Source organism: Leptospira yanagawae serovar Saopaulo str. Sao Paulo = ATCC 700523, assembly GCF_000332475.2.
In the GTDB taxonomy this organism is placed as follows: Bacteria; Spirochaetota; Leptospiria; order Leptospirales; family Leptospiraceae; genus Leptospira_A; species Leptospira_A yanagawae.
This window is the reverse complement of the sequence record NZ_AOGX02000022.1, coordinates 1-13,252: the sequence shown is the minus strand read 5'-3', so window position 1 is coordinate 13,252 and position 13,252 is coordinate 1. Positions and strand designations below refer to the sequence as shown.

11 protein-coding genes are annotated in these 13,252 nt (G+C 34.0%); 7 read left to right on the top strand and 4 right to left on the bottom strand.

The features are described from left to right. Nucleotides 1–14: 14 nt before the first annotated feature. On the bottom strand, nt 15–731 hold the full coding sequence (locus LEP1GSC202_RS11050; RefSeq protein WP_015677876.1) for a hypothetical protein: 717 nt from the start codon (nt 729–731) through the stop codon (nt 15–17). 11 nt (nt 732–742) lie between these two features. On the opposite strand from LEP1GSC202_RS11050, the gene LEP1GSC202_RS11045 reads away from it, so the two are divergent. Beyond that, complete coding sequence (locus LEP1GSC202_RS11045; protein WP_015677880.1) at nt 743–1,555, top strand: membrane protein; 813 nt, start codon at nt 743–745, stop codon at nt 1,553–1,555. A gap of 39 nt (nt 1,556–1,594) precedes the next feature. Here LEP1GSC202_RS11045 and LEP1GSC202_RS11040 read toward each other — a convergent pair whose 3' ends face one another. Next, nucleotides 1,595–2,116 (bottom strand): DUF2569 domain-containing protein, encoded by a 522-nt coding sequence (locus LEP1GSC202_RS11040; RefSeq protein WP_015677917.1) that lies wholly within the window; start codon nt 2,114–2,116, stop codon nt 1,595–1,597. Nucleotides 2,117–2,348: 232 nt separating this feature from the next. Between LEP1GSC202_RS11040 and LEP1GSC202_RS11035 the strand changes: the two genes are divergently transcribed. From LEP1GSC202_RS11035 to LEP1GSC202_RS11010, 6 genes are all read left to right on the top strand, one after another. Next, the gene (locus tag LEP1GSC202_RS11035) at nt 2,349–5,108 is read left to right on the top strand and encodes a M16 family metallopeptidase (RefSeq protein WP_244147712.1); all 2,760 of its coding nucleotides are present in this window, start codon (nt 2,349–2,351) and stop codon (nt 5,106–5,108) included. Nucleotides 5,109–5,117: 9 nt separating this feature from the next. Beyond that, nucleotides 5,118–6,494 (top strand): tetratricopeptide repeat protein, encoded by a 1,377-nt coding sequence (locus LEP1GSC202_RS11030; RefSeq protein ID WP_015677928.1) that lies wholly within the window; start codon nt 5,118–5,120, stop codon nt 6,492–6,494. Next, a complete protein-coding gene (locus LEP1GSC202_RS11025; RefSeq protein WP_015677864.1) occupies nt 6,494–6,859 on the top strand; it encodes a hypothetical protein in 366 nt (121 codons plus the stop codon). Before LEP1GSC202_RS11030 ends, LEP1GSC202_RS11025 begins: the two co-directional genes overlap by 1 nt. Next, a complete protein-coding gene (locus tag LEP1GSC202_RS11020; RefSeq protein ID WP_015677841.1) occupies nt 6,859–7,770 on the top strand; it encodes a DUF4436 family protein in 912 nt (303 codons plus the stop codon). Before LEP1GSC202_RS11025 ends, LEP1GSC202_RS11020 begins: the two co-directional genes overlap by 1 nt. A gap of 465 nt (nt 7,771–8,235) precedes the next feature. After that, nucleotides 8,236–9,357, top strand: coding sequence for a GGDEF domain-containing protein (locus tag LEP1GSC202_RS11015; protein ID WP_015677875.1), 1,122 nt, complete (start codon nt 8,236–8,238; stop codon nt 9,355–9,357). Nucleotides 9,358–9,456: 99 nt separating this feature from the next. Continuing rightward, on the top strand, nt 9,457–10,137 hold the full coding sequence (locus LEP1GSC202_RS11010; protein WP_015677879.1) for a hypothetical protein: 681 nt from the start codon (nt 9,457–9,459) through the stop codon (nt 10,135–10,137). A gap of 90 nt (nt 10,138–10,227) precedes the next feature. Here LEP1GSC202_RS11010 and LEP1GSC202_RS11005 read toward each other — a convergent pair whose 3' ends face one another. Both LEP1GSC202_RS11005 and lepB read right to left on the bottom strand, forming a co-directional pair. Continuing rightward, nucleotides 10,228–10,899, bottom strand: coding sequence for a hypothetical protein (locus LEP1GSC202_RS11005; RefSeq protein ID WP_015677829.1), 672 nt, complete (start codon nt 10,897–10,899; stop codon nt 10,228–10,230). Nucleotides 10,900–11,137: 238 nt separating this feature from the next. After that, nucleotides 11,138–12,814 (bottom strand): signal peptidase I, encoded by a 1,677-nt coding sequence (gene lepB / locus LEP1GSC202_RS11000; protein ID WP_015677852.1) that lies wholly within the window; start codon nt 12,812–12,814, stop codon nt 11,138–11,140. Nucleotides 12,815–13,252 lie beyond the last annotated feature (438 nt).

Sequence of the window (13,252 nt, the reverse complement as noted above, 5' to 3'; positions counted from 1 at the left end):
CATCCTTGAATTTTCTAAACAGATTTTGAATTGATACCCAGTTCCAATCCATTACCACCTAAAATTTCGAATCGAAGTGTCGTAAACTCAAAGTGAAAATCCTTTCTCTTCCGTTCTGCCATGGCTTCTCTGTGTTCGATCCCGTCTTTTCTAGGATCGTTTCCATTCACCATTTGGACGATATCCGTTTCTGTTTTCCAGATACTGAAGGTTAAAAAATGGCGAGGAGGACGAAATGCAGCAAATGCCATTTGTTTTCCTGGATGGTTTTTTACTTGGGATTCCACAGGTTTTCCCCATTTCGTGAACCTAAGGAGTTCAGTTAGTTTCAAACGTGCAAGTGTGATTGATATTGTTGTTTGATCAGGATTTGAAGTACGTCCAAACACAGTTGCTTCCGCAAGTTCTTGGATTTTACCCCACCGTCTAATCATTCGTAAACGTACGTGCCATCCCGATTGCATCCATTTCGATTCTTTTGACAATAGAAATTGATTTAAGTCTTCTTCTGTTTGCCAAAGAGCAAATAAAACCAATCCGGAAATCTTGTAACGTTTCCAGGAAAACAAAGGCAATCCAAGTGACATAGGAATTAAAAATTCGGAGTGGACTAACCCTTTTACTTTTTTATACCTTCGTTTTCCAAACAAATAAAAAGGGATTTGATAAAATGGCAGACAGAAAGAATGAAAACTAAATATTTCTTGTGGTAGGATCGGTTTCTTGGTCATTAGGAAAACAAATGTTGGGAAAAATTGAATATCTATCCATCATTCTATGTTTTGGTTATACAATTTCACCCCTCGTATGCAATCATTTCTTTTTAGAAAATTCAAAATTATACAAACAATTCTATTATGTTGCCTTAGTTTCTGTTTTCCTTTCGATAGGGGGATACCTACCCCAACTTTCCTTTATATGGTTATTTTATTGTGGATTTGGACTTTATCTGTACATCAATATCCATAAGAAAAAACGATTCATCAACAAACATTGGCTAGGTCTACTTCCATTCCTATTTAGTTTGATTTCAGCAACTTGGTTTGTATCTGGAACAAATGATTTTCAGTTATTAGGATACGATAAAACTTGGAGTTTTTACGCAAGCATCCATGGATGTTTTATAGGTTGGTTATACTTATCGGGTATTTGTTATCTTGCGATCAAACATCGAAACTTAGTATTGCCAACAGTATTTGTTGGTTTTATTTCAAGTTTATTCCTTGTGATCGCGATTGGAATCGATCAATGGGGAGGATTGAAAAAATTTGGTGTGATTGGGTATTTGATTTTATTCCCAGTAATCATATTATATATTTTAAACGTTTTAAAGCCGAAGCGTAGATTTTCAAAATTCCTTTACTTGATCCATTTCATTTCGATTCTCTTTTCACTCAGTATCGCTCTTGGAAAAGAATTCGTTTTGTTTGATTTGGATCTGATAAACTCAGAATTCATGATGCACTTTCTACATGGAGGGATCAATGCGATCGTTGTAATCCCAAGTTTTTTAATGGCAATTTTGAACGAAGAAAAAAATGAACCATCGCCCTAAATTGAATAGGATGAAGGTTCATTGGGAAAAGAAACTGATTCAGTTGGTTTCCTGACCTGATTCTATTGTATTTTTTTGCGATTTACCTTCTACAAACGTGGCTTTCACTCGTTTGGAAACGAACATATAGGGAATCCAAATCAAAGCTGCAATGACAGAACGAACCATTTCCTTAAGAGTGGCAGGGTCAAACGGATCTTCTCCCATCGGAATGAGTGATGCGAGATAAAGGTCCAAAGGTAAAATCACTACAGGTAAAAATAAAAAAACTGAATATCCCTTGGGAAATAAATAATGTTTCGTACCAAATAAATAAGCCAACACTAAACTACTGATGAAAAGAAGGGCATTGTAAGATGCTTCAAAAATCAAAAGAGGTTTCCATAAGGGGTGGTAGGATTCTGTACCAGGTGTTGTCAAATACTCAAAACTTCCATCTGTAAACATATTATAAAACAAAGGACCAGAAAGGTATCCCAATCGAATCGGGAAAATGACAAGCGCAATCCCCACTAAAACCAACCAACCGTTTAATCCTTTTAGATTTTCATTATAACTCATATTTTTCCCCTAACAGCATTTAAAAATAAACTATGTGTTAACTGGTCAATCAATAGTTTTTTCTTGCAAGAAATTCATCACAAGGAAGATTTTCACTATCTTAATGGTTTCCTTTTCTTATAAATATCGAATTTTCATCTTACTCTTGTCAGTATTGCAACTACACTGCAATACCTTCCTCTCACTTTTTTCAGAGCCATTCCCTGTACAAGAATATCATCTAGAAAATGGATTGTCCGTTTACTTAAGTGTAAATCCCAAAGAGCCAACTGTAAAAACTTCAATCCTCATCAATGCAGGATCTGCCGATGATCCTGATGATGCCACGGGACTTGCACATTATTTAGAACATTTGATGTTTAAAGGAACAAGTAACATTGGGACAAGTGACTACACGAAAGAAAAGCCATACTTAGAAAAAATTGAATCTCTATATGAAACATACCGCCAAACAAAAGAAAATGGCACACGAAAAAAAATTTATGAACAGATTGACAAATTATCTTATGAAGCAAGTCAATTTGTTATCCCAAATGAATTTTCAAGAATGCAAAGTAAAATGGGTATCACAGAATCAAATGCATTCACTTCCAATGATCGGACTTACTATATTGCTACCGTACCTGCAAACCAAATCAAAAATTTCATCCAATTAGAGTGGGAACGATTCCGGAACCCAGTATTCCGAACATTCCATACGGAACTGGAGTCCGTTTTTGAAGAACGAAATTTACGTGTAATGGATTTCCGTTCGAATTTATTCAAACAGTACCACCAAATCATGTTTCCCAATCACCCTTATGGTATAAAAACTCCCATTGGTCGAGATGAGGATTTAAAGAACCCTTCTCTTGGAAAAATCCACCAATTTTTCAAAGAAAACTATGTACCTTCCAAAATGGCCATTTGTATGTCGGGAAATATGAATCCTGAGGAAGTGATTGATGAAATTAAAAATACTTTTGGTAAAATGCAAAAAGATGGAACAGAATCGAAATTTCAAATCCCAGAACATACACCACAAGAATCAAAAAATATAATTTGGGTTCCATCCAAAAAGAAAATATACCTCTTTGGAATCAAACTACCGAAAACTTCACCTAAATTTTTATCGCAAATCAATATTTTGTCTTTATTACTCTCTAATGGTCATAATGGTCTATTAGATGATAGTTTATATTACACTCAGAAAGTAAGCTCAGTTTCTACTAACATTACAGAATGGAAAGACTATCTCATTCTCAATATCTGGATCGAACCTAGTAAAATCAAATCTCTTGAAGAAACAAAATTGGAGATCTTAGCAGCATTCAAAAAAATTGAATCAAAAGATTTCACTGATGAACAACTCCAATCAATTCAAAAAAATGAGAAACTCAATCATATCAAATACAAAGATGATAATGGATTTAGAATCCATGAGATGACAGAAATGTTTCTCGCCAACTGGAACTTTAAAGACTTACAACAGAAATTTGAATCTTTAAATCAAGTCACCAAGGATGATTTGAGTGAATTTGTTAAAATCTATGTGAACAATAATATTGTATCAATTGAAACCAAACAAACGAATCAGAATTATACGTTTATCGAAAAACCATCAATATCCAAATTAGAATTTAGCAAAGAAGAAGAATCAAAATACAAAAAAGAATTTTCATTTGAACCCTCTCAATCTTTATCTCCAATATTTGCTGACTTCGAACAAATTGAATCGAAAATCTACGCCAATGGAAACCAATTCATTTACCAAAAAAACAAAGAAAATTCTTTGTTTAAATTTAAAATGATCATTGAAAAAGGAGCTTGGATAAGTCCTTATTTAGATGTTTCTATTGATTACTGGAAACACTTAGGAACTGATTTATATACGGCCAATGCCCTATCCACAAAATTTTATTTATTGGGGAGCTCCATATCAATCTTAACAAATGGAGAAGCTCTTGAAATTACGATGGAAGGAGAAGACGCACAATTCCTTGCATCTTTTCGTTTATTAGAACATTCAATCAAGTCAGTTAACTCTTCGAAAGAGGTTTGGGAAAATTTAGTTAGCGATTACATCACTCGACTAGAAAACAAAAAAGATGATGAATTTTCTCTCGATTTGGCCTTACACCAATATGCATTATATGGAAAAGATAGCCTTCGTTACTTTTATGCAACCCCTGATGATTTAAAAAAGTTCAAATCGTCGGAAGCAATCAACTTGTTAGGTAATTTACTTAAATACAAATCAAAAATTACATATTATGGAAATATAAACTTTGATACTCTAGAAAAAAATATTTTTTACGAATATTTAGAGAAAACAAATCCAATCGATACAAACAACTTATCAAAAAGGAAATTTAGACCAAACAATGAAACTATTTTCTATGTGCTCAACCGAAAAAGACCACATGCTGAATTAAATTACTTTGCAACAATAAACTTAAAAGATAAAAATACATTCCCTTACATAGGATTGTTTAACGCTTTGTATGATGGATTGGCTTCTCCATTTTTTATGGCTATGCGCGAACAAACGGGAAATGCCTATGCCGCCGACCTATTTTTAGATTTCCCTGAATCAAATGATGATCCGATCCTCTGGATGGTGAATTTATCGTGCCAAGTAGATAAACTGCAAAATTGTTTGAGAGATTCCAATGAAAGCCTTCAATTAAAAAACATATCAGAAAAAAGATTTGAAGAAGCAAAAATCTCTATGATGAATGCAACCAATACAATTTCAAAATCGGATCGGTATTTAATCGATGAATTCATTCGCTCTGAAAGATTAGGCATCAAAGAGGATTTAGATCGTTTGGTGTTTGAATCCATTAAAGAAACAAATTGGAAAGATTTTTTAAAGTTCACTAAATATATCAGTGGCTCAGGTGCGTTTCAAATTTCCTTGATAGGTGACACAAATAAAATCAATCGCCAAATGATGAAATCGATTGGAAAAATAGAAGAAGTGACCACTAAAACAATTATTGGACATTAGGAGATAAAAATGAAACTAAAACTCAGAATTCTAAGTAAAGAATTTAAACACATTCGGGTTCTTATCTCAGAAGCAATCTTTGCATTCATTCTGGTTTTTCTAAGTTTAGGAAACTTAGATCTAAAACATTCATTTGGTGTTTTTGATAAAATTGGTTGGGCAAAGGATTTAGGAATTTATCTTCAAAAAAAATCATATGAAGCAAAGTTAATTAAACAAATAGAAAACACTCCTAGTTTGGTACGAGAAAATTGGGAACTTGGACTTTTTTATTTAGATACCGAAAATAATCCGGAACTTGCAATCCAATATTTTACCAAAGGGTTTGAAAATGATGTAACAGGGAATTTTCCATTTCAAAACAAAATTTTCGAATCTCATATTCGGATGGGCCATGACATATTCAAATTAGATGAATTGGTATTTAAGTTTTGGGAAAATGACTATACTTTGTATTCAAAAATTTGGAATGAAAAATATGATAAAGCACTCAGTTATTACAACATTGCCATTGGTATGGAAAACTCTTCCTTTAATACTGATCCAAGGAATGCTGAATTTTTTATCTTAGAAGGGAATTTGCGTTTATATGCTAATGATTATGCTAACGCAGAAGAATCCTATAAAACGTGTATATCTCTACAGTCCGATCGTGAAGAATGTTTCATCGGATTAGCCTTAGTGAAGTTAAGAAATTCAAACAATTTTCCTGACTCAAAATTTGCCTTGGATAGTGAAGCATTCACTTTGATCCAAAGGAGTTTGGAAACTCATGAAAAAGGGAATAATATTCTTTCAAAACATGGTTTATTTGAGTATTGGGTTCACTCCCCAACATATCGTCGTGACCAATTGAAAAGAATTGAAACTTTAGCTGCTGAATTATCCCAGAAGAAAAGCGAAATTGGATTATATGATTATGTTTTGGGTTTAAGTTACTATGACCAATGGAAGGAAGCACTTACACCTAAAATGTTAAAAAGTTTTGAATTAGCTGCCAAAAAGGAACCTGATAGTTTGGATTATTGTATTGAATACGGATTTAATTATGCCTACTATGAGGATTCTGTAAAAGGAACGAAACTATTAGAAGGATGTAAGGAAAAGTTTACTCCGACTTATCGGTTACTATCTTACTTAGGAGATAGTTATTTACTGGCAGGAAATTACGAGAAAGCTAGGGAATACCATTTAGAGGCAGAAAACAGCGAAGCTTATGCACAACAAAAGGACATGGTTGTTTCTCACCAAAATTCATATTCCATAGGTAGAGCCAATCTACTTTTAGGTAATAGAAACGAAGGAATTAAATACTTAGACTTGGCTTGCAATAATGGACAAGGACTCGTACAGGCGTGCAAAAGATTAGAGAAGGAAAAAGAATAATGGAACAACAAACAACTGGTATTAATATCAACCTGATCTTGCATAAAATCTCATCTAGAATGAGTTTATTTGGGAAAATTTTAATCCTATTAGGTATCATTTACTTAATCGGCGGACTAGTCACAATTAAAGATAATTACGGAAACATTTTCGAAGGATTATTACAAATCATCTTAGGTTACCTTACTGTTAGAGTATCAATTCTCTTCAAAAAGGTTTCAGAAAAAGAAATCCTAACGCTCGAAGATTTAACCAAATCGTTTGAAGGAATCATTCGTTTGTATACTTTCCAAATTTACTTTTACGGATTCATTTTCTTCTTAGCACTATTTACATTAATTTCTTTGGCGTGGACAAACTTATAATGAATTCAATTAAAAATTTAGTTTCATCAAACAGATTCCAACTAATATTTTTGATTTTAATTCTGATTACAGGAAGTTACATTTCCAGTGTTCGGTATTTCATAAAAGATAAATCGGATTTTGCATCTTTTACGGATGTTGATATTGACCACGTGAAAACTTCAGTGATACATGCCGATGTAAGATCAATAGAAATAGAAAAACGAGAAGCTAAGGTTGAATTAAGAATTTATCTTGCAGAAGATTTGAGTTTAAATCGAAGGTCCGACACACCTAAAGAAGATCTCAGGTTAATTTCATACAGTAGCAATGAAGAATTTAACTTTAAAGCCAAGCAACCTATCCGTAAAATTTTGATCACCCTGCCTTTAGTTGGTACTGTTACAGACTATCCATTTGATCAGTTCCAATCTACAATTAGTTTGGGTTTTTTCAAAAAATCATCTGAATTAGATTACATTGGAATTCCTATCGTATTTAATATGCAATCACCCATTGCAAGTTATAAACTTGAATTTTTGGATAAACCAGTGGAAGACTTTTGGATTGATCGTTCCACAGGAAATGTGGACCGTCTCATCCAAGTGGAACGAACAAAAAGCAACCAATTTGTATCTGTGTTCATAATGGTAACAATGTTTTGCATAGGATTAATTACGATTTTGATTACAACGCGTATCTTATTGTACCAAAAAGAAATTCATGTATCAGAATTATTCCTCTTTGCGTTACTAGTACTCGTTTTACCAGCAATTCGAAATGCGCAACCAGGAATCCCTGGATTTGGTGTGCTTTCTGATTATTTATCTTTTTTTTGGGCATTAGGTTTAACGATCATTTCTCTACTCGTTTTGATCATCGATTGGCATTTTCTCAAAACTACTTCTCGAGAAAAAACCCATCAACCTTGATTAAACCATTTCATTTGGGAAATTGTTTCAAAACTGAATCTTTATTATGGAAGGTAACATTTTAAAAGACATGAAACATCTTTTAACTGAACAGAGTTTTTCCTCAACAGTTGTTCATTTTTCTGTTTCGTCTCCCCTACCTGATCCACTTGTAAAAACATTGGTAAAGGCTCGAATTTTGGAAATAGAGAACGGATTAAAATCGAAAAAACAATAAATTTTTAAGAAAAATCCGTAATACCTTTTTTAAAAACCCCATTTGTGGTTTTTCAGAATTTTGATGGAATGAAGCATCTCAAACGTACGCTCATCATTTAATTTATTGACGAAGATTGCGTCCTAACCTTTCATTCTATGTCGTGGAACCAATTTTATTTTTAAATCTAACTTCCTTAGATACCAAAAAATGTTATGAGTATTTGTCCGTAACTTGGAAGAAACCATCGATTTTCTTTTCTTAATTCCATGAAACAAAATCCAGAATCATTCAATCTGAAATCCAGTCCCAAATCGATTGCAAACACTTCTGGAACAGAAAAATTCCAAACTGCTAATTTAGCACGTTGTGTTTATACCCTCGTGATGGTTCTTGTTTTTTATTCATTTCAACTACCTTGGATTGTTGGAATCGGCCTGATACACCTCGTTTTTTCAATCATGTGGTTTCTTTTGATCCATTTCGATATCTTAGTAGAAAAGGATGTATGGTGGAGTGGTTACATTCCAGCTACCTTTGATTTAATATGGCTTACCGTACTTGCTTATGGCACTGGGCATATAACTTCATTTTTTATTTTAGGTTACTTGGGGTCTATTGCTCTTAGTAGCATGTCTCTAGATAGAAACTATGGTGTTTACAATGCATTTTTAGCAACAGTTCTATTCAGCTCAATGGGATTTTTGGTTTATTACGAAATTTTACCTTTGGTGAATATCATTATGCCACCAGTGAAACCAACATTACTTAGCATATTCATATCCTCACTTTTATTAGGTGGAAGTGCATTTATAGTGAATCAGATTGTTTCAAAACTGTTTTCTTCACTTACTGATGTAAACGAAAAATTAATGGCAATTGCAATGACAGATCCGTTAACTGGTCTTTCCAATCGCCGTTCTTTTTTTTCAAATTTGGAAATTGAAATGGCGAGACAACATCGCAGTTCAAATCCATATCCAATTGCCTTTTTGTTGTTTGATTTAGATTTATTTAAATCTATAAATGATACCTATGGACATGAAATGGGTGATCTTGTTTTAGTAGAATTTGCAACGGTTCTTAAATCATCCCTACGAAAACAAGATTTTCCATCCAGATGGGGTGGAGAAGAATTCCTGGTTCTTCTGCCTAATACTGAATTGGATGGAGCCATCGTTGTTGCAGAAAAAATTCGGTGCACATTTCAATCACTTTCCTTTGCATTCAAAGGCAAACAATTGCAATGTTCTACTAGTGTCGGGATTTCCTTACTCCATTCACCGGAAGAAAATCCCGAATCAATCATCAACTTAGCTGACCAATACTTATACGAAGCCAAAAAAAAAGGAAGGAACCAGGTAGTTTCCGAGAAAAATCATTCTGTGTGAAAAGCATTCACATTAACATAAATTATTACTCTATATTTTCATTGACAATTTAACTTCAATTAGATTCTTTTTGCTAAAAGACCAATTAACAGGATACAAATGAGAATCTTTATCACTCTTGCTATTGCAGCAACTCTTTTCAATTGCAGATCAAAACCGGATATTTTACCAAACTATCCAAATAAATCGTCAGCCATCGTATTCGAAATGGGTGTTCCAAAACTTTTATTTGGAGACCAAAGTGCTCAAAGGGTATGGCTTGTAAAATTTGACAAAACCAAAAAGAAAATCAGCGAACTTAAATTGATGGAATCCAATTTTGCTTCCCAAACTCGATTGTACTATTTGAATATTGAGCCAGGTGAGTATGCGTTTGTTGGTGCCCATATCCACCAAAAAGGAAACCAAAACCAACCTGAAGCCAATTTCTATCACGTGTTCGACCGAATCAATCTTGAAAAATCAAAATTCACCGTCAAACCCAATCAAGTTTTAGTGTTAGGCAAGTATAGAATCGAATTCAATGGAACTCCACTTGAACAAGATCCAGATATGGACAATGTTGGTGAATCGATTGTGGGTAGTTTTAAAACTAGTTTAGGAATCAAGGTTGCTGGCGCGATTGCTTCCGCCTTATTAGGTGGTGGCACACCAGATACATCTGGGTATTCTGGGTTTAAAGAGATTGTGCAAACACCTGAGATAAAAGCAGAAATCGAAAAAGAAACGAAATTAGATTTAGAAGGAACTGAGTGGTCCACAATTCCAATCGCAAAGTAAAAAAGTGAATTTTAACTTTCGATTTTAAATTAAAACGAAGTTAGTAGCCTATATCTTTAAAGGAGGTTAGACTACTAACTTTTTAGTTTTTTACTTTTGTTTCTCAAATCGCTCTAAATTTGCCGAATAGTATTTCTGTTGCTCAAATTTTAAGAATCGAGCACCGGCAGGTACAGAATAAATTGCACGAATTGTCCCCTTTCCGCCGTTTTGTCCAATCCATCCTGTATTGGTTTCCCCTCCATCCGTATCACGTGACATCGGAATTCCATAATAACAAGCCGTCATTGCAGCCGCATATGTATTACCACTCACTTTAGGAAATACAGCTTTGTTACCATACGTCGCAGTAGGGACAAGCTCTGGATTTGTGATTTCAACAAGTAACTTCATTTCTGGAAAGCCATTGACAAAGTCTGATTTCTCAAACCTTGCTGGCGAAGTTTCGTAATGACGACCAAAGGTAGATTTTTTAGCTGAATATTCAAAGTAAGACTCGGGTAACTTCCTATCACAAATGCTGTAAAATCGAAAATTTTTACTAAGGTTTGTTACTTCAAAGGTCGCAACATAAAAATCCTCACCCCACCAATCTGCCCCAATTTTGCGATAGAAACCTAATTCAACCAAGTTAATTTTAAAATCACTCGATAAATTTACCTGAGCTGGTGAGTTGTAAAATGGATCTTGTGTTTGAAGCGATTTACATTGACTAAAAAGAAAGAACACTGTAAATAAAGTGAAATATTTGATTCTAAACATAATGGCAACCTAACATTGGTAGATTTTGTTTGTAAATTGATTTTCTACTGATTTTGGTAAAAATAAGAACTAAAATCATTACTTAAAAATAATACATGATCTTAGTTTTCACATTTAGTTTTCGTTAGATGGAGGAATCGAAATGTAAATTGAGGTGGAGAGGTAAATTCCAGTGGTCATCCTTCCAAATTCCCACAAATAAAGTGGTGGTTTTCGTATCCAAATTTACAAGATAGCTCTAAAGTTCTTTGACAAACATAGGCACAATGTCATTGTCATAGTTTTCTTTTAAACCATGATGTTCTTTGTCGGTCCATAAAACACCCTCGGCAATCCAATATATATAGGTCCGAAGGCTAGAAGAGTCACCGTCTGATTTTAAAATCACATAATGGTCTTTTACCTTCCAAAAGCCCGAAAATTCAGAAACTGTGCATCCATCATTATCACAACCGCCAAACAATCTCGCGAAATATCGACCATCTGCATTCAAATTTAGGTAATGATTTTTATTTCCTTCTGGATGCCAAACTCCAATCACATCCCATTCATCAATTTTAGATCGATTTACATCTTCGTGTTGGTGGCAATGCCAATCCAGATAACCATTAAATACCCAACCTATCTTATCTTTGTAGGTGACTTGCACCCAACTCCCTTCTTTCCCATCAATAATAATTCTATCATCCTTCTGTTTGGTTACAAGTAATTCTTCTTCGAAGGGAATCAATTCGATTTTCTCAGATTCAATATTCGGTTCCTTTCGTAACCGAAGTCCATTCCGGCTTAGGACACAAAATCTTTCATCGGCAGGTTTGGTTTCTTTATTTGGTAAAACCTCGACCACCATATTCGTTGGATCTTTCCCTATCTGATCAAAATCCTCAATTACGATTTCATTTTTATTATCATAACCAACAAATAACCATCTCGTATTTAAAAATAAAAAAGACTGAAGGTATCGTTTTAAATTACATTTAACATCAGCATCACTCGCACAGATTACAATTCCTTCCATCCGAGTGTCATTGGATATAAGAGAAAATAAAAACTTTGCTTTTATCTTAGAATCTTCAATCAAACCAAAAGAATTGTTCTTTTGGGAAGCTAAACTTCGATCATCTCCCAATACAAAGTACTGAAATAAACCGATGGATATATTTTCATTTGGTTCAAAGATTTGATTTCTGTAGCTATCGAAAATTAAGACATCTTTATTACCTATCTTTTCTTGGTATAATGAAAAACCATAACCCTTCCAATCCGAGAAATCTTTGGTTCCTATCTTTTTCTTATAGAATTCCTCACCATTCTTATTATCATGATAAGTAGATAAATAATCCCAATAAGAAAATATTTTTATCGTTTCTCCAGGAATCCCAATGATACGAGCTAGGTATTCTTTCTCATCGTATTGTCCTTGGTAGAAAACAATGTCTCCTCGTTCAAGATGAGCTTCATTAAACATATCAGTGACTATAACAATGTCGTTATAATTTATGTTTGGCTCCATTGATTGTGTTGTGACAATCATTGGCCTTGCTATTTTATTTTCTAAATTTTCCTTAATCAACAATCGTAATGAAACAATCAAAATCATCATGATTGGAAGAAACCATATTGGCTTTGGGAATTGTTTGGTTTGCGACCGAAGGGTTTTACGAGATGACAAAATAGCCAATCGAACAAAACAAAGATTCCATAAAAAAATAAAAAGAATTATGAGAAGGATCGTGGATTTTCCAGAAAACCCTTTTATCGAAAGAAAAGCAATGCCGGAGACAAAAACTCCATAAAATAGAACGAGTGGAAGTGCCCTCCAAAAATAGAAACGATCATTTAAAAAATAAAAACCCCAAGGAGGAAAAAAGAAATTGAATACAACGGCAATGAATGTTTGGGTTTTGAGATTCACAATGATTTAATCTTCATGCGAAACGCCTTCAGTTTCAAAGTAAAATAAATTTGAAAAATCATTCAGTTTCAGTAAAAGGGAACTTCCCCAGTCGATGCAAAACGATTATTTTCAATGGCTGATTGGGTCGTCGAAGAAGGCGAAGTCTTAATCGAAACCATGATCATTTTATAGATAAAATCGGTGAATACAGAAAGTCTCTTTTTGAAACGACTGGGATTGTGTTATGGGAAAAAGTGGCACCTGCCCACGAGCCACTCCCCGCATGGCCTAACTCGAGCTGGGGTTTGCGGATTCGCAGAAAGATTATGTTTCATTTAAAAAGAAGAGATCCAGCCGCACCTTCCGATACTTTCTCACAACTATTATTGCTAGAATATTTGCTTAAGGAAAAGATTTTGTAACTTCACCCTCTTCACGAGGTCTCACTTTAAATCA

Bases quoted from the DNA above. Each gene is read 5' to 3' on its own strand.
- LEP1GSC202_RS11005 (WP_015677829.1), bottom strand. From the start codon at position 10,899: ATGTTTAGAATCAAATATTTCACTTTATTTACAGTGTTCTTTCTTTTT.
- LEP1GSC202_RS11040 (WP_015677917.1), bottom strand. From the start codon at position 2,116: ATGAGTTATAATGAAAATCTAAAAGGATTAAACGGTTGGTTGGTTTTA.
- LEP1GSC202_RS11030 (WP_015677928.1), top strand. From the start codon at position 5,118: ATGAAACTAAAACTCAGAATTCTAAGTAAAGAATTTAAACACATTCGG.
- LEP1GSC202_RS11025 (WP_015677864.1), top strand. From the start codon at position 6,494: ATGGAACAACAAACAACTGGTATTAATATCAACCTGATCTTGCATAAA.
- LEP1GSC202_RS11020 (WP_015677841.1), top strand. From the start codon at position 6,859: ATGAATTCAATTAAAAATTTAGTTTCATCAAACAGATTCCAACTAATA.
- LEP1GSC202_RS11050 (WP_015677876.1), bottom strand. From the start codon at position 731: ATGACCAAGAAACCGATCCTACCACAAGAAATATTTAGTTTTCATTCT.
- LEP1GSC202_RS11045 (WP_015677880.1), top strand. From the start codon at position 743: ATGTTGGGAAAAATTGAATATCTATCCATCATTCTATGTTTTGGTTAT.
- LEP1GSC202_RS11015 (WP_015677875.1), top strand. From the start codon at position 8,236: ATGAAACAAAATCCAGAATCATTCAATCTGAAATCCAGTCCCAAATCG.
- LEP1GSC202_RS11010 (WP_015677879.1), top strand. From the start codon at position 9,457: ATGAGAATCTTTATCACTCTTGCTATTGCAGCAACTCTTTTCAATTGC.